Genomic DNA, 23,732 nt, shown 5'->3' on the forward strand with positions numbered 1-23,732 from the left:
TCATATGGTTGGACGCGCGAGACCCGTCGAGGGTTGCATGGTGTGACGCAGATCTCTACCGCTAGTGGGCCGGTGAGCCCACGATGATGCTGCCCACGTTGCACTCTTCGAGCTCGTCGAGGCCGGTGGCCGCGGCGAAAGCGGAGGTGTCGCTGAAGCCCTGGGCGACGACGCCGAGGTGCATGGCGGTGGCGGCCAGGTAGACGGTCTGCATGAGGACGCCGACGTGTTTGAGGATGTTGGCGTAGGCGACCTGTTCGTAGCTCCACATGACGCGGCCCGCACGGGCCGAAACCAGCAGCAGGACTTGCGGTTGCGCGCCGCCCGCCAGGGTCGCCGAGGTGGATTTGAGAAGCTTCTGGACGGCGGGGGCGTCGGCGGGCGCGACCGGGCGCAGGGCGTGGTCGGCCGAATCGTAGTGGTACATGCCGTTTTCCAGGCCCGCGACATTGCGCACCACGGGGTAGATCTCGAGTTCGTAGGCGCCGCCGCCGGAGGGGTAGGGGCGGGAGCCGTCCTCGCGGGTGCGGGCGGTGCGGAACAGCAATTCGCCCAGCTGCACCGAGGTGATGGGGGCGGCGTCGTCGAAGGCGCGGGTGGAGACCCGGTCTTCGATGGTGGCGGCCAGACTCGGATCGGACACGCGCAGCGACACCAGATCCGGCGCCGCCAAGGCGACCGGCTCGCCGTCGAACGACGCGCGGCGCAGGGGCAATTCGGGGAACTGGCCGTCGGCCCAGCGGGTGGGGCCGAAATCGTCCCAGGTCACCGTCCGGGCGCCGAGGGTGCTGCGGCGGTGGAACCACAGGTCGGGGGTGTTCCAGGAGCGAGTGGTGAACTCGCGCTCTTCCTCGTCGCCGTCGACCAGGAAGCCGCACCACTGCAGATCGGCCATGAACTGGGTCTTCACGGTGGCGGGCACCGGTGAATCGGCGGCGAGGGGGCCGTCGAGCAGGGCGAGCAGGCGCGGGTCGTGGATGCGCAGGTCGCACCACGCCTGCGGGTGTTCGAGGACGAAGCCCTGGTTGTCGCGGTGCAGGACAGCGAATTTCGACAGAGTCGCCGACCAGGTGGGCAGGGCCACCGTGGGGCGCGGCGCGGGGTCGGCGAAGGGGCGGATGCTGTAGAGGTCGCGGCCGCCGTCGCGGACCGTCACCGAGAGCCAGCCGCCGTCGGTGAGCTTGCGCATCAGGGCGGTGATGTCGTCGCCGGCTGCCGCGGTCGCCATTTCCGCCGCGGTCGCCGGGCCCTGGTTCAGGGTTTTCAGCGCTTGCAGCGCCCCCGCGCCCAGACCGGTCAGCTTCTCGTTGCGCGGCGGGTTGAGCAGCACCGCGCCGACGGGAGTCGTCAGGCAGGTGACGCCCGCGCGCAGGGCGAATCGGGTCTGGGCGGGGTAAGCGGAGGCGAGCACGGTGAAATCCTCGGGGGTAGAACCGGTCTGGGGCAGAGCCTATTTCGCGGCGGCGGCGAACGCGGGCTCGAGCTTGTCCAGCATGTACGGCACCGACAGTGCGCTGGGCTGGTTGATCGCGCTGATCTCCTGCGTGGTCAGGAAAACGACCGAACCCTTGCGCACCGACGGCAGATCGGCGTAACCCGGCAGCTGCCGGTACTTCTCGTCGAGGCCGGGGGAGTAGCCGGCCAGCAGAAGGTCGGCGGTGAGCTCGTCGACCTTCTCCGGCGACAGCGCCAGGCGGCCCTGATTGGCGGGCAGCGCGGTGAGGTTGGCCGGGATGCCCATGCCGAGTGCGGTGAACACCTTGGCCGAGCCGTCGTTGGGGTCGGTGAGCACCATCAGCTGAGCGGGGCTCGCGAGCCAGGTGCTGGCGAAAGTCTTGCCCTTCAGGCCGGGGTTGGCGGTGGCGATGGCGGCGACCTTGTCGTCGACCTTCTTGATCACCGCGCTCGCGTCGGACTCCTTGTGCAGCACCTTGCCAAGCGCGGTGACCTGGTCCTGCCACGGGGTGACAGCGTCCTTGGTCAGCGCGGGCAGGGTGGGGGCGACCTTGGACAGGTCGTCGTAGGTCTTCTGATCGGCGATGAACGGGTCGGCCAGGATCAGGTCCGGCTCGAGCGCCGCGACCTGCTCGGCGATATTGCCGGTGGTATTGAGGGCGGTGGCCGTCTTCAGGGACTCCGGCGTCCACGGCGGGGTGCTCTTGGACACCGCGGAGACGTTGTCGATGTAACCGACGGGGACCACGCCGAGGGCGAGGGAGCTGTCGAGCCACTGGTTGCCGAGGGCGACGATCTTCTTCGGGGTACCGGGGACGGTGGTCTCGCCGCGGGCGTGGGTGATGGTCACCGCTTCGCCCGAGGCGGCCTCGTCCTCGCTGGAACCGCAGGCCACGACACCGAAGGCGAGGGCACCGGCGAGCGCGGCCACCGCCGCGCGCCGCCAGCCGCGCGAAGTCCGAACAGTCGTCATGGGTACACCCTCCGTCGAGCAAGTTCCAGCGTAAGTCAGCCTAGGCTAACCTACGTCGCTTTTCGGCGGGAAGCTGTGCCCTTACAGCGTGACGCGCTGGTCCTGTGGCATGAACAGCTTGTCGCCCTCCTTCACCTCGAAGGTGGTGTAGAACTCGCCGATATTGCGAACCACCTGGTTGCAGCGGAACTCGTTGGGAGAGTGGGTATCCTGCAACCCCTGCAGCGTCGCTTCCTCGGTCTGCTTGTCGCGCCACTGCCGCGCCCACGACAGGAACATCGTGCGGAAATCGGGCTGCTCGCCGGAGCGCTGGGCCACCTTCTGGTAGGCGGCCAGCGCGATCTGCAGGCCGCGCAGGTCGGCCAGGTTCTCGCCGACGGTCAGCGCGCCGTTCACATGCTGACCCTCGGGCGCGCCCTCGGGAACGAGCACGTCGTACTGGGCGATGATCTGCTGGGTCTTGGCGTCGAACGCCGCGAGATCCTCGGGCGTCCACCAGTCGCGACGGTTGCCGTCGCCGTCGTACTTGGAGCCCTGGTCGTCGAAGCCGTGCCCGATCTCGTGGCCGATCGTGGAACCCACCGCGCCGTAGTTGACCGCGGCCTGGGCGTCCTTGTCGAAGAACGGGGGCTGCAGGTAGGCGGCCGGGAAGACGATCTGGTTGGTGGTCGGGCTGTAGTAGGCATTCACCGTCTGCGGCGACATGCTCCACTCCATCTTGTCCACCTCGGTGCCGAGGCGGGCGAACGCGCGCTGGGACTCGAACGTGTTGATGGCCAACAGGGATTCGATCAGCTTGCCACGGGTGACCTGCACCGACGAGTAGTCGACCCACTTGTCGGGGTAGCCGATCTGGGCGACGATCTTGTCCAGCTTGGCGATCGAGGCGTCGCGGGTCGGCTGGGTCATCCAGCTCGAATTGGTGAAGTTGTCGCGGTAGGCGGCGGTGAGGTCGGCGACCATCTCCAACGCGCGTTCCTTGGCCGCGGGCGGGAAGTGCTTGTCCACGTACAGCTTTCCCAGCGGTTCGCCGAGATTGTCGTCGACCACACCCACCGCGGAGCGCCACATCTCCGGCTTCTCCTCGATACCGCTCAGCACCCGGCCGACGAACTCGAAGCGCGCGTCGGCGATGGCCTTGGGCAGGAAGCGCGCGTAGTTGTTGGCGACATGCAGCTTGAGGTAGTCGCGCCACTGGGCGATATCGACCTCGCCCCACAGCTGCGCGGCCGCGGTGACGAAGGACGGCTGGCCGACCACCATCTTGTCGAACAGCGACTTGGGCCGGTCGGTCATGCCCGCCAGCCACGGATCCCAATCGAACTGCGGGCCGAGCGCGGTCAGTTCCTGCCAGCTCATCAGGTTGTAGGTGGCATCGGTGTTGCGCAGGCGAACGCTGTCCCAGTGCCCGGCGGCGATGCGCTTCTCCAGATCGACCGTCCGCTGCGCCACCCCGGCCGGGTCGGGCAGGCCGAGGCCCGCGGCCAGTTGTTCGAGGTAGATCTGATAGCCCGCGAGCTGGGCGGCGAACTCGGGCTTGCGGTAGTACTGCTCGCCCAGGGTGAGCCCGGACTGGCCGACGCTGGGGATATAGGCCTTGGAGTTCTTGCGGTCGATCCCGATGCCCATCCCGATCAGCCCGGCGATGGGCGCCTCGGCCATCACCTTCGCCAGCTCCGGCTTGCCTGCGGCCTTGTCGATCGCGGCGAACAGGCTGTTGAGCGGCGTGATGCCGAGTCGCTCGATCTCGTCGAGGTCCAGGCGCGCGTCGTAGAGATCCTTGATCTGCTGCGCCTCCGAGCCGTGCTTCGGATCCTTGATGCCCTCGATGATCGCGCGCAGCTGATCCAGGGTCCGGTCGTTGGCGTCGGTGATCGCGCCGACCGAGGCCTTGTCGGGCGGGAGCTGGTAATCGCGCAGCCAGGCGCCGTTGACGTGGCGGTACAGATCGTCCTGCGGGCGGATGGTGGGGTCGCCGCCGCCCAGGTCGACGCCCGTGAGCTGGACTTCGGTGGGTTCGGGCGAGCACGACGCCAGCGCGGCGGCCACGGGCACCAGGCCCATGGCGATCAGGAATGCGCGGCGGTCGACCACCGACGGACGACCGGACGATGTCACAGGACTTCCTTCCCCGATGCGGCAGCCGCACCCTGCTTGTTGCGATCCAGCTAGCTCGCACAGGCTACCGGCGCGACGCCGTCTCGGTGGGGTGGTGGCTAGGAAGACAGGCTCGAGCTGCCTGTCGCCAGGTCGCAGGCGAGTCCGCTGCCCGCGTTCAGGATTCGCATGACCGTCGGCACGCGCTTGGTCACCAGCGGTGTGCCGGTGGCGTGCAGCAGCAGTGACAGCTGCACCTCGACCTCGGTTTCGACGTGGTAGAACGCCGTGGCCTTGGCGACGGTGACGCCCGCGACGTTCACCTCGAGGTCGACGGTGTCGCTGGCGAAGAACTTGCCGTTGGCGAGGAAGTCGACCTGTGCGCCGACATAGTTGTCGAGGCCGACGACATCGATCTTGGAGGTGCAGCCGACGGTGAGCGTGTCGGTGAGCATGTCGATGACGGGGCCCGCGCTCGCGTGCGGTGCCACCATGGTGACGACGGCGGCGAACGCGGCGGCCGTGGTCGCGAGCCGGCGCTTCATCGGCAGGGTGATGTTCATGGCGGGACGTTAGCAACGGGTCGTGCGCGACGAAGGTGGTTTGAAACATATCCACTTCAGACTGCCCGGCGCACCCCGATTCGGTTCGTCCTGGAGGTTCACCTACACTAGAACGGTTGCCTGCGGGAGCTATGCCCCCGCAATCCGGCAGTGAACCCCCAGTGGAAGGTATTTCCGCTGGCAGGCGCGCGTCCGGAGGGTGACTGACCATGTGCGTCGGGTCGGCAATCCGGCGTACGTATACATCCAGGTCCAGGAGGTGCTGAAGTGATTCAGCAGGAGTCGCGACTGCGCGTCGCCGACAACACCGGAGCGAAGGAAATCCTTTGCATCCGCGTGCTCGGTGGCTCGTCGCGTCGCTATGCCGGTATCGGTGACATCATCGTCGCCACCGTGAAGGACGCCATCCCCGGCGCCAACGTGAAGAAGGGCGACGTCGTCAAGGCTGTCGTCGTTCGCACGACCAAGGAGCGTCGTCGTCCGGACGGTTCCTACATCAAGTTCGACGAGAACGCTGCCGTGCTGATCAAGCCGGACAACGACCCTCGTGGCACCCGCATCTTCGGCCCGGTCGGCCGCGAGCTGCGTGACAAGCGCTTCATGAAGATCGTTTCGCTGGCCCCGGAGGTGCTCTGACTATGAAGGTGCACAAGGGTGACACCGTGCTCGTCATTTCGGGCAAGGACAAGGGCGCCAAGGGCAAGGTCATTCAGGCCTTCCCGGCGACCGGCAAGGTTCTCGTCGAAGGCGTGAACCGCATCAAGAAGCACGTCGCGGATTCCGCGAACCAGCGTGGCGCGTCCTCGGGTGGCATCGTCACCCAGGAAGCCCCCATCCAGGTTTCCAACGTGATGGTCGTCGACTCCGACGGTAACCCGACTCGCGTCGGCTACCGCACCGACGAAGAGTCCGGCAAGCGCGTCCGGATCTCCCGTAAAAACGGGAAGGACATCTGACATGACCACCTCTGAGCAGACTCAGCCCCGGCTGAAGGCGCGCTACCGCGCCGAGATCAAGGACGCGCTGAACGGCGAGTTCGAATACGCCAACGTGATGCAGATCCCCGGCGTCGTCAAGGTCGTCGTGAACATGGGTGTCGGCGACGCCGCCCGTGACGCGAAGCTGATCAACGGTGCCGTCAAGGACCTCGAGCTGATCACCGGCCAGAAGCCCGAAATCCGTAAGGCCACCAAGTCGATCGCGCAGTTCAAGCTGCGTGAGGGCATGCCGATCGGCGCGAAGGTCACCCTTCGTGGCGACCGTATGTGGGAGTTCCTGGACCGTCTCGTGTCCATCGCGCTGCCCCGTATCCGCGACTTCCGCGGCCTGTCGCCGAAGCAGTTCGACGGCAACGGCAACTACACGTTCGGCCTCAGCGAGCAGTCGATGTTCCACGAGATCGACGTGGATTCCATCGACCGCCCGCGCGGTATGGACATCACCGTGGTCACCACCGCGACCAACAACGAAGAAGGCCGCGCGCTGCTGAAGCACCTCGGCTTCCCGTTCAAGGAGAACTGAGCACATGGCTAAGAAAGCACTGCGCATCAAGGCGGAGGCCAAGCCTAAGTTCGCCGTCCGCGCGTACACCCGCTGCCAGCGTTGCGGTCGCCCGCACGCGGTCTACCGCAAGTTCGGCCTGTGCCGCATCTGCGTCCGCGAAATGGCGCACCGCGGTGAGCTCCCGGGCGTGCACAAGAGCTCCTGGTGAGCTTGCGCTCCTCGTGAGCGCACCCGCCGCCTAGGCGAATACGAAGCAAGGCACGGACTCTCGACGGAGTCCGTGCCTTGCTGCGTTTGTGGGCATCTCAGTCGATGCGTTGAAGGGTTGCCCGGTGAGGTCGATCTCCCCACCGGCGACCAGGGCCCGCATGCGGGCGATCGCCTCGACGCGGCGGCGGCGATCGATGATCTCGCGCAATGCGGCGTTGACGGTGTCTTTTTTCGGGCTACGCATTCTGCGCTCCGGTCTATGTCAGAAATTCAAGGTCTGCCCAGGAGAGATCAATGACGAACGGGTGGTCGAAGTGGATCCCGTCGGAATCCTTGGGGGTCCATTCGCCGACCAGTAGGTAGTTGGCCGGATGTAGTGGCCGGACGCCTGCCGGGAGGGCTCCGTGGCTGGTCTCCAACGCGAATATCCGGACGCTCTCGATGGCGCTGTGCTCGCCGCGCAGCTTGACCTCCCAGTACCAGGGGATCTTCGCCCCCGCGTAACGAGCCTTCTTCGCCTCGATGTCGCGATCGGTGTTCGAAGGGGACAGCACCTCGCCGACCATCACGGCATCATCGCCGCGCACATAGGAATAGGCCTTCCCGAGGCAGCGGTGAATCATGAAATCCGGCGTGACGAAGTCGGAGCGGCCGTGGTCGCCGAAGAAGACGTTGGTCTCGGTGCGTACGCTCCAGCACTGCCTCGGGTCGATGCCCATGGCGGACTTGGCTGATTGTCGAAGACCGTTCCAGAGCAAGTTGCTGAATTCCTGATGCTCGCCCGGACCACGGCGAAGCCAGACCACGCGACCGGCCCACAGTTCGATCTGTCCGGCAACTTCCTCGGGGAGCTCCTCGAGCTGCTCCCATGTCATGAATTCAGGCAGGTCGGGGCGCTGGTGATGCGCGTTCGTCATGGCTCGATGATAGTCCGACGCCACTGTGTCCATGCTTCGTCGAGTAGCCGCGCGACGGCGTCGTAGTGCCTTCGTGCGTTCAGGTGCAGACCCGTAAGTGGGTGAGTACCGCTAGGACGCGGCGGTGGTCGTCGGGTTCCGGCTGTAGGCCGAGTTTGACGAAGATGCTGCGGACGTGGGTTTCGATGGTGCGTTCGCCGAGGAACAGGGCGGCGCCGATCGCGCGGTTGGAGCGGCCTTCGGCCATGAGTCGCAGGACTTCTCGTTCGCGGGTGGAGAGCGCGTCGAGTGGGACGGCGCCGTGGTGCGGTCGCGAGACCAAGCGGCCGACCAGGTCGGGATCGATCGCCGAGCCGCCCTCGGCGACCCGGTGTAGGGCTGTCACGAACTCGTCGATGTCGGAAACCCGGTCTTTGAGCAGATAGCCGAGGCTGCGCGCGCCGCCCGAGAGCAGGTCGAGAACGCTCTCGGTTTCGATGTACTGCGACAGCAGCAGCACCGCCGTCTCGGGAAAGTCGCGACGGATGACTACGGCGGCATCGATGCCCTCGGTGGTGCAGGTCGGTGGCATCCGGATGTCGACGACCGCGACATCGGGGCGGTGCGCGCGGACCAGGCTCAACAGTGCCGCGGCATCGCCCGCCTGTCCGGTTACTTCCATGCCCTCGTCCTCCAGCAATCGGGCGATTCCCTGCCGGAGCAGCGCCGAGTCGTCGGCGAGCACCACGCGCAGGCGAGGTGCGGTCGGCGCCTGGTGGTGGCGGACCGTCGCATGTTCGGCGGTGGCGTCGGCCGCCGCGGTGAGTACCGCCCGCGCGGCGGCCGCGAACGTGCCGCAGTCCGGATAGCGGTCGCCAGGGAGCTTGGCCATCGCCCGGGCGATGACCGCGTCGAATGCCCTCGGCAGGGTGTCCAGCAGCGCGCTCGGTCGTGGAATCGGGGCGTTGAGGTGGCCGTTCAGAATGGCCGCTCGACTCGGTCCTGGATAGGGCGGGCGGCCGGTGAGCAGATGAAACAGTGTGCAGCCCAGCGAGTATTCATCGGCCTGATGATCGATGGTTCGTCCTTCGATCTGTTCGGGGGCCGCGTAGCGGATGGTGGCGACCATCATCCCGGCGCTGGTGAGGTGCACGGTGTCGTCGAGCGCTTTGGCGATGCCGAAATCCGCCAGGAGCACCCGTTCGGGCTCGCCCGGCTGGTCGGGCGCGGCCAGCAGGATGTTCGACGGGTTGACATCGCGGTGGTATACACCTGTCCGATGCGCGTAGTCCAGGGCCGCCGCGACCGTTTCAGCAATGCGCACGGCCCGCTCCGGCGCTACCGGCCCGTCCCGCACCAGGCGCGCCGCATCGGTCCCCGGCACCAACTGCATCGCGATCCAGAGGCGATCGCCCTCGCGGCCACGGTCGTAGACCGCCACGATGGCGGGGTGCTCCAGCCGGGCGGCGTGGTCGGCTTCGAACTCGAATCGCGTACGGACGTAGTCGTCTGTGGTCAGCGAGGGATGCAGGATCTTGAGTGCGACAGTGCGTGGCAGTGTGGGGTGCCGCGCCGCGTAGACACAGCCCATGCCGCCTGCGCCCAGCACCTGCTCGATGGTGTAGCCCGCGAACACCGTGCCTGGTTCCAGGTCGCACCCTCTCATGCGTCACCCCCGCGAAGTGGAAGGGTGGCGGTGAGGACTGTGCCCGCGCCGGACGAGCTGTCCACCCGCAGGTGCCCACCGAGCGCCGCAGCTCGATCACCCAAGCCACTCAGGCCGCCGCCGGGTCCGACCTGGGCTCCGCCGCGACCGTCGTCGGTGATCACGAGCCGCACGGCCTCGTCGACGATGCCGACCTGGATATCGACGTGCGTGCCGTCGGAATGTTTCGCCGCGTTGGTGACGGCCTCGGCGGCGATGAAGTACGCGGCCAGCTCCACCCCGGCCGGTGGCCTCGGAACCAGTGTGCCGTGGATCCGTACGGCGATCGGGGCGCGTTCGGCGAGTGAGGTCAGCGCCGCCGTCAGACCGCGTTCGGCGAGGATCGGTGGGAACACGCCCCTCGCCAGCTCACGGAGCTCGGTGAGCGCGGTGTCCAGTTCGGCGGCGCCGAGCGTCACCAGATCACCCCGTGTTTCGGTGTCCGCTGTGCGCTGAGCCCGACGCAGCAGGAGGGCCGCGGCGACCAGACGTTGTTGCGCACCGTCGTGCAGATCGCGTTCGACTCGGCGTCGCTCGGCGTCGCCGGCTGCCACGATGCGCTCGCGCGAGCGACGTACCTCGGCGAGCTGGGCCTGCAGATCGTTGCGCAGCCGTTCGTGATCGAGGGCGAGTTCGGTCGCGCCGCGTACAGCGGCCAGCAGTTCGGGTTCGGTCTGTAAATGCTTGTCATAGACAAGGGCGGCAGTCGGGGCGCCGTCCCGCTCGAGGATCGTCGCCACCCGGTGACCTGTGCCGCGCGGCAGTACCCTGGCGATGCCCTGGTCGTCGACGTAGCCGCGTCGCTCGGCGTCGAAGTTCCACAGTGCCAGGGTGGGATCGTGCAGTGCGCGCCGCAGTGCCTCGACGAAACCCGAACTGATCGGGGTCGCGCCGATTTCGACCATGGCGTCACCGACCGCGGTCCTGGCCATGCGATACCGGACCTGCCCGAACGCGATGGCCATCGGTAGTAGCACCATCGGGATGTAGCGCAGATTCAGCGTCCAACCGTGCAGCGAACCGGGGAATCGGATCGCGGTCAACATGACCCACAGGACGCTCACTCCGGCGACCGTCGCGAGCACCATGATGGGGGCGAAGCCCGATCGATACGCCGCGGTGCCGGATCGCCACCGCTTGATCACGACGACGATGGCAGTGACGGCGATCAGAAAGGCGAATGCACCGACGATGAGCTGGATTCGATCGGCGAGAACCGGATCGTGGCGGATCAGCAATAGGTTGACCGAGGTCGATCGGTGCGGTGCGGGCACCTCCCGGGGATCGAAGAACATCCACTCGGCCGACACACCGAACACGGCCAGCGCCCAGCACAGCCGGACGTACCGGCGTTCCCACGATTGTCGCAGCCGACCCGACGGGAAGCCGAGCAGCACCGGAATCATCACCGGCAGATAGATATTCGTCAGGACTGCACCAGCGGTGAACAACACCGGGTCACTGGACCTGCGGACGCCACAGGCCAGCCACACCAAGCCCGCCACCACGAACAGCGGACCGGCCAGCTCGTGTGGCCGCTTGGTCCAGGTGAACAGTCCCGACGCCACGAATGATGCCCCGGTCAGCAGGAACAGCACGAGCTCGACCTGCCCGAACTTCGGCGAATGCTGAGCCGCCGAGAAGGCTTCGCGCGGGCCGAGCAACAGGATTCTGGCCGGGTCGTAGAGCGCTACCTCCGACCAGTCCACCGACAACACCACGGCGACGCTCAACGCGGCGGCACTGGCCGTCACACCACCGATGAGCGCGATCGAACGAGGTGTCATCGAACAGCCTCCAACTACCCGACCTCTTCAGGATCCTCTGCCGGAAACCCACACACAACCATCCACTCAATCCGTGCCGGGACTGGGCTGATCAGCGACCGGGTGTCCCTAGCTCAGCACAGCACAACCGTGCTCCCCCGTAGGGATCTCAGTACCTGCCCGGACGATAAAACTGCTGTACAGAACCTATTTTTGAAGTGTGTTACTGACTGGTGGCACGTCGACACCGCCACCATCGGGCGGCACATCTCGAGGAGAAGGTCATGACAAAGAACGTGGACAAGAAGGCAGCGCTGCGAGTTTCTGCCGCCCGTCGGCCCGCTGTGCTCGTGTTGAGTGTGGTGTTGGCCGCCATGGGGCTCGGGGCGACCGCCTCGATGGCGAGCGCCGCGCCGAAACACGGCACGTGCACAATCGTCGCCAACCCTGAGTTGGCGGGACGCAAGACGTCCTGCCACGGTGCGAACCTGTCCGGCGAGGATCTGCGCGGTCACAACCTTTCCTTCGCGGACCTGTCCGGGGCGAACTTGTCCGGCGCGGATCTGCGTGACGTGGACCTGTTCATGACGAACTTGACCAGTGCGAACCTGACCGGTGCGAAGCTGTCCGGGGCGAACCTGGGGCTCGCGAACCTGGTCACGGCGAACCTGGAAAATGCGAATCTGACTGGCGCCGACCTGCGATTCGCCGACGTGACCCGGGCCAACTTCACCAACGCGGTCGTGAACGAAGCCTCGGGGCTGGTACCAGGCCCCAAGGGGCCGCGCGGCCAGCAGGGGGAGCGGGGTCGTGTCGGACCGGCGGGACCGGCGGGACCGCAGGGCGCGCAGGGGGAGCGTGGCCCCAGAGGGCACCAAGGGGATCGGGGCGAGCCAGGGCCTCCGGGCCGCGACGGCTTCATGGGGTGCACGCTGCACAATCACGTCGACGCGTTCGGCAACTTCACGCACTCGGATTGCGCAGAGATCCATGTACCACCCGTGATCAATTAGGAGGGTCGAGCTGACGCCACTGTCCTCGGATCAGTCGGCGACAGTTCTTCTCGGCGGGCACGGACTACTTCAGTGAAGTCCGTGCCCTCGCGCATTTCCATGTTGTGAGCTGTCACCAGCGCTGGATGAAATATATGCATTTCACTCCAAGGGTGAGGGCTGATGTGTTCTCTTGGCGCATGAAGAAGTTCGCCACAGTCGCTGTTCTTTCCGTCGCGCTCCTCGGGGCGCCCGCTGTTGCATCCGCCGCCCCCAGCGCCGGTTCCGGGTCCGGGGGTGGGTCGGGGTCGTCGGAGACGGAGTTGATCTGTTCGCCGATCGCGCAGTTGTTGTTCGCCACGGGGAGTGTGGAGAAGCCGCCGCTCTACGACCTGCTCTGCCTGCTCAGCTGAACGGGGAGCGGTCGATTCCGCAGCTGACGCCGGCGGGCGGGAGCTGGGCGGTGAACAGGTAGTCGCGTTTGAGGTGTTCGGCGCAGGTGCTCTGGACGTACATGGAGCTGTGGCCCGCGCCTTCGATCACGACTACTTGGGCCCGGTTCAGTTGGGCCGCACCGGCTTTGGCCCCACGCAGTGGGGTGGCGGGATCGTATCGGCTGTTGAGGACGAGGATCGGGGCGGCGGTTTCGCGGTTCCACGGGCCGGTGTAGCGGTCCCGGTCCTCGGCCTGCCAGAAGGCGCAGGGGGTGGCGTTGAAGACGGCGATCCGGCCGAAGTAGCGGGACTGGAAGTCTTCGGCTGCGGCCACCCGGCTGTAGACAGCGGGGTCGGTGGGGACGGTGCTGTCGGAGCATTGGATGGTGTAGAAGGCCTCGACGCGATTAGCGGGGTGGTTCTCCGCGAAGAGGGCGTCGGGCACTCTGGCGGGCAGGACGGTTGCCGCGTCGAAGAGGTTCTGGAGCAGGATCGCCAGGTCGGGGTAGGTGTCGGGGCGGGAGAGGCTGCCCGCGGCACTCACTATCTGGGAAAAGGTCCACGGCGTGCCCGCGACCGTGATCGGCGCGAGGCGGGCCCGCTCGGCCAGCGTGATCCACTTGAGTTTCGGATCACCCGCGGCGAACGCGCAGCGTGGCCCCGCGGCGGAGCAGTCGCGCAGGAAGGTGTCGAAGGTTTCGGCGATTCCGGCGGCTACGCCCTGGCGGGTGTCGAGCGGCAGATTCACGCCGTCGGCGCCGTGGCCGTTCACATTGCCCTCGAAGTCGAGCGAACCGTCGAACGCCATCGCGCGGACCCGGCCGGGAAACATGTTGGCGTAGACCGCGCCGACCTGGGTGCCGTAGGAGATACCGTGGTAGGTCAGAGCCTCATCGCCGACCGCGCGGCGCAGCAGGTCCAGGTCGCGGGCGGTGTTGGCGGTGGAGGCGTGGCGCAGGATCGGCCCCGCGTGCTGGGCGCAGCGGGTCGCGATATCGGCCGAGGCGGCGAAGAACGCGGGCTCGTCGCCCGGATCGGTCGGTGTGCCGGGGAAGGAACCGAGGTACGCGGCCTGCTCTTCGGCGCTCGGGAAACACTGCGTGCCCGCGCTGCGCGAGACCGCGCGCGGATCCCAGGAGACCAGGTCGAAGCGGGCGCGCAGTTCGTCGGAGAACAGCCACGGCCAGCGGGCCCGTTCGCGTAAGCGGTCGACGCCGGAGGGTCCGGGCCCACCGAAGTTGACGAACAACGTGCCGATGCGGCGTGCGGGATCGGAGGCGGGCAACTTGATGACAGCCAGGTCGATCTGCGTGGCCTGCGGGCTGTTGTAGTCCATCGGTACCTGAGCCAGCGCGCATTCGAACCCGTCCGCGCAGGACTCCCATGCCAGTGCCGGGGTGGCGGCACCCTCGGCGAGCTGGTCGACATAGGGATCGGCCCCAGCGCGCGCGGGCGTGACGAGCGCGCCGATCCCGAGCAGTACGGCGAGCAGATAAGCCGAGCTCCGGCGGCGTGCACAGTGGGAAGACAACAGCCGAGCCTCCTGCGCGGATCCGACGAACCTCGCGAAGCTACCACATTCGTGAGCAGCGCTTACTAACGCAAAGTGGTTGGTATCGAACACAATTCGATCGGTGGCGCGGGCCGCACGGCATCGCGTGCCGGCATCGTCGCAGGTCGCCGCCTTCCTCGGGCGTCGGTCGACGCGGTCGTCCGCGGAATTGTCTTCGAATTTTCACGGTTACCGCGGCATTACCGGCTCCTCATATTCCTGTGTCTTTCCCGAGAATGTGATCTCCATGCTGGTCGATAATTTATTTCGTGGCTACTGTCGGGGTCGTTGCATGACAATGCGGCGTGCAGATGGGCGTCAGTGTCGATCCCTTGCCGAGTGAATGCAGAGGATGTGAGTTCGTGACCCTGACCACAGAAAACAAGCCACGTGACGTGGCCCACCGGGTGTCTCTGCGGGGAATTCCCGCCGGCGCGATGCCGATGGTCGCGTTTCTTTCTATTTTGGCCGGATTTATCGGAGCGGCGGCCTATACGCATTCCGCCGGATATTTCGTGACATTCATGACCGGTAATACCGAGCGCGCCGTTCTCGGCTGGTTCGACAATGATCAGCTGCTGGCCACCGGGGCGATCACGCTGCTTTTCTCGTTCGGCCTCGGTGTGTTCGTCGCCTCGCTGCTGCGACGGCGGCTGTGGCGGCGCGGTCACTACGGTGCGTCCGTGGTGACCACCGTGGCGCTCGCCGTGGCCGCGGTGGTCGACTTCGCCCTCGACCGCACCGGCGGCCAGGAGGTGGGGTTCATCCCGATCGCGTTCGTCGCGTTCGCGGTGGGCGCGCTCAACACCGCGTTCGTCAAGAACGGCGAGACCAGCGTTCCGCTCAGCTATGCCACCGGAACGGTCGTGAAACTGAGCCAGGGCATCGAAAGTCATGTCAGCGGGGGTAGTGCGCGCGACTGGCTCGGCTACGGCATGCAGTACGCGGCGTTCGCCGTCGGCGCCCTGCTCGGCGGCTTGATGAGCACGGTGGTGGGTGGTGAGATGATGCTGATCGTCGCCGCCGTTGTCTCGGCCGCGGCGATTCTGATCACCTACAAGACGGGTGGGAGGGCGGCCCACACCGCCGCGTGACGGAGATCGCCCCGGTCGGTCGGCCCCCGAGTTTGGTCCTGACCACGGCATTGCCTACACTAGAGCGGTTGCCTGGGCAGATCTGTGTCCGCTGCGCGCTTCGGCGCGGGTGGGACCGTGCCAGGCGCCGAGAGCTCGCAAGAGAACTCATCCGGTCGGTAAGTGCCGACCGGACCAGCCGAATTGTTGTAGGCCCACGGTCGACCGCGTGAGAGTGCGGGAGATGTTGCATGGGAACCGCAGCGAGAAAGGTGTCGAGGTCTAACCATGACCATGACTGATCCGATCGCAGACTTCTTGACGCGTCTGCGCAACGCCAACTCGGCGTACCACGATCAGGTGAAGGCGCCCCACTCGAAGATCAAGGTGAACATCGCCGAGATCCTCAAGCGTGAGGGCTACATCGCCGATTACCGCACCGAAGACGCGACCGTTGGCAAGGCCATCGTCGTCGATCTGAAGTACGGCCCCAGCCGTGAGCGCAGCCTGCAGGGCCTGCGTCGCGTCTCGAAGCCGGGTCTGCGTGTGTACGCGAAGTCCACCAACCTGCCCAAGGTCCTCGGCGGCCTCGGCGTGGCGATCATTTCCACGTCGACCGGTCTGCTCACCGACCGTCAGGCGGCCAAGCAGGGCGTCGGGGGCGAAGTCCTCGCCTACGTCTGGTAAGGGAGGTCAGGACTAATGTCGCGTATTGGTAAGAAGCCCATCGAGATTCCGGCCGGCGTCGACGTCAACATCGACGGCCAGGTTGTCACGGTCAAGGGGCCCAAGGGCACCCTCTCGCACACCGTGGCCGAGCCCATCATCGTCACCAAGGGTGAAGGTAATGAGCTCGAGGTTGCTCGTCCCAACGACGAGCGCGCGAACCGTTCGCTGCACGGCCTTTCCCGCACCCTGATCGCCAACATGATCGAGGGTGTCACCAAGGGCTACGAGAAGAAGATGGAAATCTTCGGCGTCGGTTACCGCGTTCAGGCCAAGGGTTCGAACCTCGAGTTCGCCCTCGGTTACAGCCACCCGGTGCCGATCGAGGCCCCGGCAGGCATCACCTTCGCGGTGGAATCGCCCACCAAGTTCTCGGTGTCCGGAATCGACAAGCAGAAGGTCGGTCAGATCTCCGCTGTCATCCACGGACTGCGTAAGCCCGACCCGTACAAGGGCAAGGGCATCCGCTACGCCGGCGAGGTCGTTCGCCGCAAGGTCGGAAAGACGGGTAAGTGATCATGGCGCAAACTGCTAACCAGAAGGCGAAGCGGATTCCGCTGGGCAAGGACGCTTCCACGAAGCGTCGCCTGTCGAAGACCCGCCGTCACTTCCGTCTTCGTAAGAAGGTCGAAGGCACCACCGAGCGTCCGCGCCTGGTGGTCAACCGCTCCGCGCGGCACCTGCACGCTCAGCTGATCGACGACTCGGTGGGCAAGACCATTGCCGCCGCTTCCTCGATCGAGGCCGACGTGCGTGCGCTCGAGGGCGACAAGTCCGCCAAGGGCGCGAAGGTCGGTCAGCTGATCGCCGAGCGTGCCAAGGCTGCCGGTATCGAGGCGGTCGTGTTCGACCGTGGTGGTCACGACTACCACGGCCGTATCGCGGCGCTGGCCGATGCCGCTCGTGAAGGTGGGCTGAAGTTCTGATGACTGTTATTTCGAACGGAAGGAACGTCTGATGCCGGGACGTCAGCGGCGTGACGGCGGCAACGGACCCGCCGGACCCAACAGCAACTCCAACAGCAACGCCGGAGGCCCCGAGGGCAACCGTCGTGGCGGTGGCGATCGTCGCGGTGGCGGCGACCGTCGTGACAACGCGGCCGAGAAGAACCAGCTCGAGCGCGTCGTCGCGATCAACCGTGTCTCCAAGGTCGTGAAGGGTGGTCGTCGCTTCAGCTTCACCGCCCTCGTGATCGTCGGTGACGGCAACGGTCTGGTCGGCGTCGGCTACGGCAAGGCCAAGGAAGTTCCCGCGGCCATCCAGAAGGGTGTCGAGGAGGCTCGTAAGAGCTTCTTCCGCGTCCCGATGATCGGCTCGACCATCACTCACCCCGTTCAGGGTGAGGCGGCGGCCGGTGTGGTCATGCTGCGTCCGGCTTCGCCCGGTACCGGTGTGATCGCGGGCGGCGCGGCTCGCGCCGTGCTCGAATGCGCAGGCATTCACGACATTCTGGCCAAGTCGCTCGGTAGCGACAATGCGATCAACGTCGTTCACGCGACGGTTGCCGCGCTCAAGATGCTCCAGCGTCCCGAAGAGGTTGCCGCTCGTCGCGGTCTGCCGATCGAGGATGTCGCTCCGGCGGGCATGCTGCGTGCGCGTGCAGGACAGGGAGCCTGACATGGCTGATCTCAAGGTGACTCAGATCAAGAGCACGATCGGTGCCAAGTCGAACCAGCGCGACAGCCTGCGGACGCTTGGTCTGCGGAAGATCCGCCAGTCGGTGGTTCGTGAGGACAACGCTCAGAACCGCGGTCTGATCAACGTCGTGCGCCACCTCGTAACAGTTGAGGAGGTCTAGACATGACCATCAAATTGCACCACCTGCGTCCCGCCCCTGGCTCCAAGACCGAGAAGACCCGTGTGGGTCGCGGTGAGGGTTCCAAGGGTAAGACCGCCGGTCGCGGTACCAAGGGCACCAAGGCACGCAAGAACGTCCCCGCGGCGTTCGAGGGTGGCCAGATGCCGCTGCACATGCGTCTGCCGAAGCTTCGCGGCTTCACCAACCGCTTCCGGGTCGAGTACCAGGTTGTCAACGTTGGCCGCATCGCCGAGCTGTTCCCTCAGGGCGGCGTCATCGGTAAGGCAGAACTCGTCGAGGCCGGCGCCGTTCGCAAGAACGAGCTCGTCAAGGTTCTCGGCGACGGCGAGATCGGTGTCGCCATCCAGGTGACCGCCGACAAGGTGACCGGCTCCGCCAAGGAGAAGATCACCGCCGCCGGTGGCACTGTCACCGAACTGGCCTGACGGTACTGTAGTCAGCAGCTGACACCGGACGAGTCGCGAGCTCGTCCGGTGTCACTGTTAGAGTTCCAAGTGTTGTCTGCCAAGCTCGTCATCGGCTGACGATTCCACATGCTGTCCAGTGGTTCAGTCGCATGGCATGACCATGTCGTTCGCCAGGAGGATTTGTGCTTTCCGCCTTCGTATCGGCCTTCCGGACTCCGGACTTACGGCGGAAGATTCTCTTCACGCTGGGGTTGATCGCGCTGTACCGGTTGGGTGCCGCGCTGCCGTCCCCCGGCGTCGACTACCGCGCGGTCCAGGACTGCGTGAAGCTGGTCTCCGGTGGTGAATCCGCCGGTATCTACCAGCTCATCAACCTTTTCTCCGGTGGCGCGCTGTTGCAGCTGTCGGTGTTCGCGATCGGCATCATGCCGTACATCACCGCGAGCATCATCATCCAGCTGCTGACGGTCGTCATCCCGCGGTTCGAGGAACTGCGCAAGGAAGGCCAATCCGGCCAGACCAAGATGACGCAGTACACCAGGTACCTGTCGGTCGCGTTGGCGATCCTGCAGGCCACCGGTCTCGTCGCGCTCGCCGCGCGAGGTCAGCTGCTGCAGGGCTGCCAGCAGGAAATCCTCGCTGACACCAGCATTTTCGGCATGATCATCATCGTCCTGGTGATGACCGCCGGTGCCTCGCTGGTCATGTGGTTCGGCGAGCAGATCACCGAGCGCGGTGTCGGTAACGGCATGTCGCTGCTCATCTTCGCCGGTATCGCGGCGCGTATCCCGCTCGACGGCAAGAGCATCCTGGATACCCGCGGTGGTCTGGTCTTCGGTCTGGTGTGTGCCGCCGTCCTGGCGATCATCGTGGCCGTGATCTTCGTCGAGCAGGGTCAGCGCCGGATTCCGGTGCAGTACGCCAAGCGCGTCGTCGGTCGCAAGATGTACGGCGGTTCATCGACGTACCTGCCGTTGAAGGTCAACCAGGCCGGTGTCATCCCGGTGATCTTCGCGTCCTCGCTGCTCTACCTACCCAACCTGGTCGCGCAGCTCACCAACTCGAATACGGCGACGGATCCGAGCTGGTGGCAGGAGATCATCCAGAAATACCTGGTGAATCCGTCCAACCCGGTCTACATCGCGATCTACTTCGCGCTGATCGTGTTCTTCACCTACTTCTACGTCGCGATCACCTTCAACCCGGAGGAACGCGCGGACGAGATGAAGAAGTTCGGTGGCTTCATCCCGGGCTACCGGCCCGGTAAGCCGACCGCCGACTACCTCAACTACGTCCTGAGCCGCATCACCCTGCCTGGCTCGATTTACCTCGGTCTGGTCGCCGTGCTCCCGAACCTGTTCCTCGACATGGGCAATTCGGGTGCGGTCGCGAACCTGCCGTTCGGCGGTACCGCGGTGCTCATCATGGTCAGCGTGGGTCTCGACACGGTCAAGCAGATCGAGAGCCAGCTGATGAATCGAAATTACGAAGGGTTCCTCAAGTGAGAGTTGTTCTGCTCGGTCCGCCGGGTGCCGGCAAAGGTACTCAGGCCGTCCTGCTGTCAGAGAAGCTGGGCGTTCCGCACATCTCCACCGGAGACCTCTTCCGCGCGAATATCAGCCAGCAGACCGCCCTCGGTCGCGAGGCGCAGAAGTACATGGACGCGGGCGACCTGGTCCCCAGCGACGTCACCAACCGCATGGTCGAGGCGCGTGTCGGCGAGCCCGACGCCGCGAACGGTTTCGTGCTCGACGGTTACCCGCGCACGGTCGATCAGGCCGACGCGTTGAAGAAGATCCTCGAGCACAACGGCACCACGCTCGACGCGGTGCTGTGCTTCGTGGTCGCGGAGGACACCGTGGTCGAGCGGATGCTCGCCCGTGGGCGCGCCGACGACACCGAGGACGTCATCCGCAACCGGCTGCGGGTCTACCGTGAGGAAACCGAGCCGCTGCTCGAGCACTACGACGGTCTGGTCGTGACCGTCGACGGCATCGGTGAAGTCGATGAGGTCAACGCGCGGGCGCTGAAGGCGCTCGGTCAGTAATCAGCGGATCGGAGTACTGAGGCCGGATGGTCTTCAACCGTAAGAAGAAGGTCGTGCCGTTCCGTTCGGCGGGCGAGCTGGATGCCATGCAGGCAGCCGGCGCGATCGTCGGTGCCACGCTGGTCGCCGTTCGCGCGGCGGCCAAGCCCGGCGTCTCGACGCTGGAGCTCGACGAGGTCGCCGAGGCGACGATCCGCGACGCGGGCGCTGTCCCGTCGTTCAAGGGTTATCACGGGTTCCCCGGCTCGATCTGTTCTTCGGTCAACGATCGTGTGGTCCACGGGATCCCCTCGGCGAGTGACATTCTCGTCGAGGGCGATCTCGTGTCCATCGACTGCGGCGCCATCCTCGACGGCTGGCACGGCGACTCGGCGTGGACGTTCGGCATCGGCACCATCATCGAGGCCGATGAGTTGCTGAGCGAGGCCACCAGGCTCTCGATGGAGACCGGCATCGCGGCGATGCTGCCGGGCAACCGGCTGACCGACGTCTCGCACGCCATCGAGCTGGGTACGCGCGCGGCCGAACAGGCGCACGGCCGGCAGTACGGCATCGTCGACGGTTACGGCGGCCATGCCATCGGGCGCGAGATGCACATGGATCCGTTCCTGCCCAACGAAGGCGCGCCCGGTAAGGGCCCGCGCCTGGTGGTCGGGTCGGTGCTGGCGATCGAGCCGATGCTGACGCTCGGTACCACCGAGACCAAGACGCTCGATGACGACTGGACCGTGGTCACCACCGACGGGACGCGCGCGGCGCATTGGGAGCACAGCGTCGCTGTCACCGAGGACGGGCCGCGCATTCTCACGCTGCGCCCGGAGTAGTTCACCGACGGCTTTTCGGTGAAGTAATCGTTCTAATCTGTCTGGTCGCCTGCGCGATCCTGTATCTCTGAGTGATGAGATCCCGGATCGCGCTGGTCGCCGTCGGTTGCGCGGCCTCGGCCTTGCTCGTCGGCTGCGGTGAGCCGCCGCCGGACGCGCGCTATACGGGATCGGGCAACACCTACGGCACCGCGAACGCGGGTTTCGAGACCTGCATGGTGACCGACGCGGGCGGCGTCGACGACAAGTCGTTCAACGAATCCGGCTGGAACGGGGTGAAAGCCGCGATCGACGCCAACCCCGGCGTCTACGGTTCCTACCGCCAATCCAACAGTTCCGCCGACTACGAACCCAATCTGCGAGCCTCGGCCGACGACGACTGCGATCTGGTGATCGGCGTCGGCGGCCTGATGGCCGAGGCGGTGGCACAGGTGGCCGCGGAGTACCCCGATCAGCGTTTCGCGATCGTCGACGCGCACGTCGAGCTGGACAATGTCTACTCGATGGAGTTCAATGCCGCCCAATCCTCTTATCTGGCAGGCTATCTCGCGGCGGGAGTGTCCAAGACCGGCCGGGTCGCCACCTGGGGCGGCATGCAGATTCCCGCGGTGACCATCTTCATGGACGGGTTCGCCGCCGGAGTGGCCGGGTACAACGCGGCGCACGGGACCGCGATCGCCGTGCTCGGCTGGGATGTCGAGGACCAGAACGGTTCGTTCACCGGCAATTTCGACGATACGAGCGCGGGTCGCTCGATCACCGAGAACTTCATCGCCCAGGGCGCCGACGTGATCCACCCGGTCGCGGGACCGGTCGGCATGGGTGGGGCGTCCGCCGTGCAGGACTCGCCGAACGTATCCATGATCTGGGTGGATTCCGATGGCTACGAGGCGGTTCCGGAGTACCAGGACATCATGTTGTCCTCCTCGATGAAGGACATCTCCGCCGCGGTGCGGGTGGCGATCGACAATGCCTTCGGCGACGGTGTCAAGGACGGCCGGTACGTGGGCACCCTGAGCAATGCCGGGGTCGGGCTCGCGCCGTTCCACGATTTCGACGCGAAGGTGCCCGAGCCGTTGAAGCGGGAGCTCACCACTCTTCGGCGCGACATCGTCGACGGCAAGATCGTGATCAATTCCCCGGCCGCCCCGAAGCTGTAGAGGACAGGCGCATGCGACTCGAAGCACAGGGACTGACCAAGGCATTCGGAACGTTTCTCGCCGACGACAGCGTCGATCTGGTGGTCGAACCCGGCCAGGTGCACGCGATCCTCGGCGAGAACGGCGCGGGCAAGTCGACCCTGATGAACATGCTCTACGGCATCCTCGAACCGACCAGCGGTCAGATCCTGATCGACGGCGAGCCGGTGCGGCTGCGATCGCCGGGCGACGCCATCGCCGCCGGAATCGGCATGGTGCATCAGCATTTCAAGCTGGTCGGGCCGTTCAGTGTCGCCGACAACGTGCAGCTGGGTCGCGAACACGTCAAGCGGGGCAGCCTCGATCGGGCGACCGCGCGGCGGGCGGTGCTCGAGGTGTCCGAGCGGTACGGTCTGGCGCTCGATCCCGACGCGATCTGCGAGGACCTGCCGGTCGGCGTGCAGCAGCGCGTCGAGATCGTGAAGGCGCTGTCGGGCCGGACCGATCTGCTGATCCTGGACGAGCCGACCGCCGTGCTCACCCCGCCCGAAGTGGCCGAGCTGCTCGGGATCATCCGCAATCTCACGGCCTCGGGGATGTCGGTGATCTTCATCAGCCACAAGCTCAAAGAGGTGAAAGCGATCGCCGACACGATCACTGTGCTGCGGCGCGGGAAGGTCGTGGCCGAGGCGTCGCCGCAGGACAGCGAGGCCGAGCTGGCGGCGGCGATGGTCGGGCGGTCGGTCGTGCTCACCGTGGATCGCCCGCCCGCGCGGCCGGGCGAGATCGCGCTGGACATCAAGGATCTGACAGTGCTGGGCGAGCGGGGGACGCCGATGCTCGACGGACTGAGTTTGGCTGTGCGGGCCGGTGAGATCGTCGGGTTGGCCGGGGTCGAGGGCAACGGGCAGACCGAACTGGCCAGGGCGGTGCTCGGCACCATCACGCCCGAGGGCGGGTCGGTGGAGATGAGCGGGACCCCGGTCACCGGATGGAACCCGTATCGGCGGATCGTCGCCGGGCTCGGCTATATCCCGGAGGATCGTGGCCGCGACGGGCTGGCCGCCGATTTCACCGTCGCCGAGAACCTCGTCCTCAATCAGTACCGTGACAAGCCGCTGTCGAATCACGGGGTGGTCGACGCGGCGGCGGTGCGTTCGCTGGCCGACAAGGCCATCGCCGATTTCGACATCCGTACCAGGGGGCCGGGGGAGCTGGTGTCGGCGTTGTCGGGCGGCAATCAGCAGAAGGTGGTGATCGCGCGCGAATTCTCCAGGCCGCGCTCGGTTCTGATCGCCGCGCAACCGACGCGAGGAGTCGACGTCGGCGCCATCGAGTTCATCCATCGCCGGCTGGTCGCCGAACGTGACTCGGGGACAGCGGTTCTGCTCATCTCCGCGGAGCTGGACGAGATCCTGGCCCTGTCCGACCGCATCGCCGTGATCCACAACGGGCAGATCGTCGGCGTCCTGGCCCCGGACACGCCACGCGAGATCATCGGTCAGCTGATGGCAGGCCATCGTCCCGCCGATCCAGCACCCGCGAGCTGAG

General features: G+C 66.2%; 27 protein-coding genes. 18 read left to right on the plus strand and 9 right to left on the minus strand.

All coding sequences use genetic code 11. The features are described 5' to 3' along the window. Positions 1-61: 61 nt before the first annotated feature. The 4 genes from ACFTS5_RS18275 to ACFTS5_RS18290 form a co-directional block, all read right to left on the minus strand. Positions 62-1,411: a SagB family peptide dehydrogenase gene (locus tag ACFTS5_RS18275; protein WP_378632234.1), complete on the minus strand. Its 1,350-nt coding sequence runs from the start codon at positions 1,409-1,411 to the stop codon at positions 62-64. Positions 1,412-1,450: 39 nt separating this feature from the next. Continuing rightward, complete coding sequence (locus ACFTS5_RS18280) at positions 1,451-2,428, minus strand: ABC transporter substrate-binding protein (protein WP_378632236.1); 978 nt, start codon at positions 2,426-2,428, stop codon at positions 1,451-1,453. Positions 2,429-2,509: 81 nt separating this feature from the next. Next, the gene (locus tag ACFTS5_RS18285) at positions 2,510-4,546 is read right to left on the minus strand and encodes a M13 family metallopeptidase (RefSeq protein WP_378632239.1); all 2,037 of its coding nucleotides are present in this window, start codon (positions 4,544-4,546) and stop codon (positions 2,510-2,512) included. Positions 4,547-4,644: 98 nt separating this feature from the next. Continuing rightward, complete coding sequence (locus tag ACFTS5_RS18290) at positions 4,645-5,088, minus strand: hypothetical protein (RefSeq protein ID WP_378632241.1); 444 nt, start codon at positions 5,086-5,088, stop codon at positions 4,645-4,647. A gap of 267 nt (positions 5,089-5,355) precedes the next feature. On the opposite strand from ACFTS5_RS18290, the gene rplN reads away from it, so the two are divergent. Genes rplN through ACFTS5_RS18310 form a run of 4 tightly spaced genes read left to right on the plus strand, consistent with a single transcriptional unit; the run spans position 5,356 to position 6,799 of the window. Then, positions 5,356-5,724, plus strand: coding sequence for a 50S ribosomal protein L14 (gene rplN, locus ACFTS5_RS18295; protein ID WP_056818394.1), 369 nt, complete (start codon positions 5,356-5,358; stop codon positions 5,722-5,724). A 2-nt stretch (positions 5,725-5,726) separates the two neighbouring features. Beyond that, the gene (rplX, locus tag ACFTS5_RS18300; protein WP_056818391.1) at positions 5,727-6,044 is read left to right on the plus strand and encodes a 50S ribosomal protein L24; all 318 of its coding nucleotides are present in this window, start codon (positions 5,727-5,729) and stop codon (positions 6,042-6,044) included. Position 6,045: 1 nt separating this feature from the next. Continuing rightward, positions 6,046-6,609: a 50S ribosomal protein L5 gene (gene rplE, locus ACFTS5_RS18305; protein ID WP_056818389.1), complete on the plus strand. Its 564-nt coding sequence runs from the start codon at positions 6,046-6,048 to the stop codon at positions 6,607-6,609. Between the two features lie 4 nt (positions 6,610-6,613). Further along, a complete protein-coding gene (locus ACFTS5_RS18310; RefSeq protein WP_056818387.1) occupies positions 6,614-6,799 on the plus strand; it encodes a type Z 30S ribosomal protein S14 in 186 nt (61 codons plus the stop codon). Positions 6,800-6,829: 30 nt separating this feature from the next. Here the strand turns inward: ACFTS5_RS18310 and ACFTS5_RS18315 are convergent, their stop codons facing one another. The 4 genes from ACFTS5_RS18315 to ACFTS5_RS18330 all read right to left on the minus strand — a co-directional run bounded on the left by ACFTS5_RS18315 (position 6,830) and on the right by ACFTS5_RS18330 (position 11,189). After that, the gene (locus ACFTS5_RS18315; protein ID WP_378632244.1) at positions 6,830-7,045 is read right to left on the minus strand and encodes a hypothetical protein; all 216 of its coding nucleotides are present in this window, start codon (positions 7,043-7,045) and stop codon (positions 6,830-6,832) included. A gap of 13 nt (positions 7,046-7,058) precedes the next feature. Continuing rightward, positions 7,059-7,718 (minus strand): Uma2 family endonuclease, encoded by a 660-nt coding sequence (locus tag ACFTS5_RS18320; RefSeq protein ID WP_378632246.1) that lies wholly within the window; start codon positions 7,716-7,718, stop codon positions 7,059-7,061. A gap of 79 nt (positions 7,719-7,797) precedes the next feature. After that, complete coding sequence (locus ACFTS5_RS18325) at positions 7,798-9,363, minus strand: protein kinase (protein ID WP_378632249.1); 1,566 nt, start codon at positions 9,361-9,363, stop codon at positions 7,798-7,800. After that, complete coding sequence (locus ACFTS5_RS18330; protein WP_378632251.1) at positions 9,360-11,189, minus strand: sensor histidine kinase; 1,830 nt, start codon at positions 11,187-11,189, stop codon at positions 9,360-9,362. The genes ACFTS5_RS18325 and ACFTS5_RS18330 overlap by 4 nt, the downstream gene beginning before the upstream one ends. A 263-nt stretch (positions 11,190-11,452) precedes the next feature. Here ACFTS5_RS18330 and ACFTS5_RS18335 point away from each other — a divergent pair, with 263 nt between their 5' ends. Both ACFTS5_RS18335 and ACFTS5_RS18340 read left to right on the plus strand, forming a co-directional pair. Continuing rightward, entirely contained in the window at positions 11,453-12,181 is a 729-nt protein-coding gene (locus tag ACFTS5_RS18335) for a pentapeptide repeat-containing protein (RefSeq protein WP_378632254.1), read from the plus strand. A gap of 179 nt (positions 12,182-12,360) precedes the next feature. Beyond that, the gene (locus ACFTS5_RS18340) at positions 12,361-12,573 is read left to right on the plus strand and encodes a hypothetical protein (RefSeq protein ID WP_378632256.1); all 213 of its coding nucleotides are present in this window, start codon (positions 12,361-12,363) and stop codon (positions 12,571-12,573) included. Here ACFTS5_RS18340 and ACFTS5_RS18345 read toward each other — a convergent pair. Next, entirely contained in the window at positions 12,566-14,125 is a 1,560-nt protein-coding gene (locus ACFTS5_RS18345) for an alpha/beta hydrolase (protein WP_378632258.1), read from the minus strand. The genes ACFTS5_RS18340 and ACFTS5_RS18345 overlap by 8 nt on opposite strands. Positions 14,126-14,589: 464 nt before the next feature. Between ACFTS5_RS18345 and ACFTS5_RS18350 the strand changes: the two genes are divergently transcribed. The 12 genes from ACFTS5_RS18350 to ACFTS5_RS18405 all read left to right on the plus strand — a co-directional run bounded on the left by ACFTS5_RS18350 (position 14,590) and on the right by ACFTS5_RS18405 (position 23,731). After that, a complete protein-coding gene (locus ACFTS5_RS18350) occupies positions 14,590-15,240 on the plus strand; it encodes a YoaK family protein (protein ID WP_378632465.1) in 651 nt (216 codons plus the stop codon). Positions 15,241-15,507: 267 nt separating this feature from the next. After that, a complete protein-coding gene (gene rpsH / locus ACFTS5_RS18355; protein WP_056818383.1) occupies positions 15,508-15,906 on the plus strand; it encodes a 30S ribosomal protein S8 in 399 nt (132 codons plus the stop codon). Positions 15,907-15,921: 15 nt separating this feature from the next. Beyond that, positions 15,922-16,461 (plus strand): 50S ribosomal protein L6, encoded by a 540-nt coding sequence (gene rplF, locus ACFTS5_RS18360; protein WP_378632260.1) that lies wholly within the window; start codon positions 15,922-15,924, stop codon positions 16,459-16,461. Positions 16,462-16,463: 2 nt separating this feature from the next. Continuing rightward, positions 16,464-16,871 (plus strand): 50S ribosomal protein L18, encoded by a 408-nt coding sequence (gene rplR, locus ACFTS5_RS18365; protein ID WP_266296784.1) that lies wholly within the window; start codon positions 16,464-16,466, stop codon positions 16,869-16,871. Between the two features lie 31 nt (positions 16,872-16,902). Further along, a complete protein-coding gene (rpsE, locus tag ACFTS5_RS18370) occupies positions 16,903-17,562 on the plus strand; it encodes a 30S ribosomal protein S5 (RefSeq protein ID WP_378632262.1) in 660 nt (219 codons plus the stop codon). Between the two features lies 1 nt (position 17,563). Next, positions 17,564-17,743: a 50S ribosomal protein L30 gene (gene rpmD / locus ACFTS5_RS18375; RefSeq protein ID WP_056819257.1), complete on the plus strand. Its 180-nt coding sequence runs from the start codon at positions 17,564-17,566 to the stop codon at positions 17,741-17,743. Between the two features lie 2 nt (positions 17,744-17,745). Beyond that, entirely contained in the window at positions 17,746-18,189 is a 444-nt protein-coding gene (gene rplO, locus ACFTS5_RS18380) for a 50S ribosomal protein L15 (RefSeq protein ID WP_101464424.1), read from the plus strand. A gap of 164 nt (positions 18,190-18,353) precedes the next feature. Then, positions 18,354-19,676: a preprotein translocase subunit SecY gene (secY, locus tag ACFTS5_RS18385; protein ID WP_378632265.1), complete on the plus strand. Its 1,323-nt coding sequence runs from the start codon at positions 18,354-18,356 to the stop codon at positions 19,674-19,676. Next, positions 19,673-20,218 carry an adenylate kinase gene (locus ACFTS5_RS18390; RefSeq protein ID WP_378632266.1) on the plus strand — a complete coding sequence of 182 codons (546 nt, stop codon included), beginning with the start codon at positions 19,673-19,675 and terminating at the stop codon, positions 20,216-20,218. The genes secY and ACFTS5_RS18390 overlap by 4 nt, the downstream gene beginning before the upstream one ends. 26 nt (positions 20,219-20,244) lie before the next feature. Continuing rightward, entirely contained in the window at positions 20,245-21,042 is a 798-nt protein-coding gene (gene map / locus ACFTS5_RS18395) for a type I methionyl aminopeptidase (protein WP_378632268.1), read from the plus strand. A gap of 74 nt (positions 21,043-21,116) precedes the next feature. Beyond that, positions 21,117-22,202: a BMP family protein gene (locus ACFTS5_RS18400; protein ID WP_378632269.1), complete on the plus strand. Its 1,086-nt coding sequence runs from the start codon at positions 21,117-21,119 to the stop codon at positions 22,200-22,202. An 11-nt stretch (positions 22,203-22,213) separates the two neighbouring features. Beyond that, positions 22,214-23,731, plus strand: a complete 1,518-nt coding sequence (locus ACFTS5_RS18405) for an ABC transporter ATP-binding protein (protein WP_378632271.1) — start codon at positions 22,214-22,216, stop codon at positions 23,729-23,731. Position 23,732: the final 1 nt, after the last annotated feature.

The sequence above is a fragment of the Nocardia sp. NPDC056952 genome (assembly GCF_042674185.1).
GTDB lineage: Bacteria > Actinomycetota > Actinomycetes > Mycobacteriales > Mycobacteriaceae > Nocardia.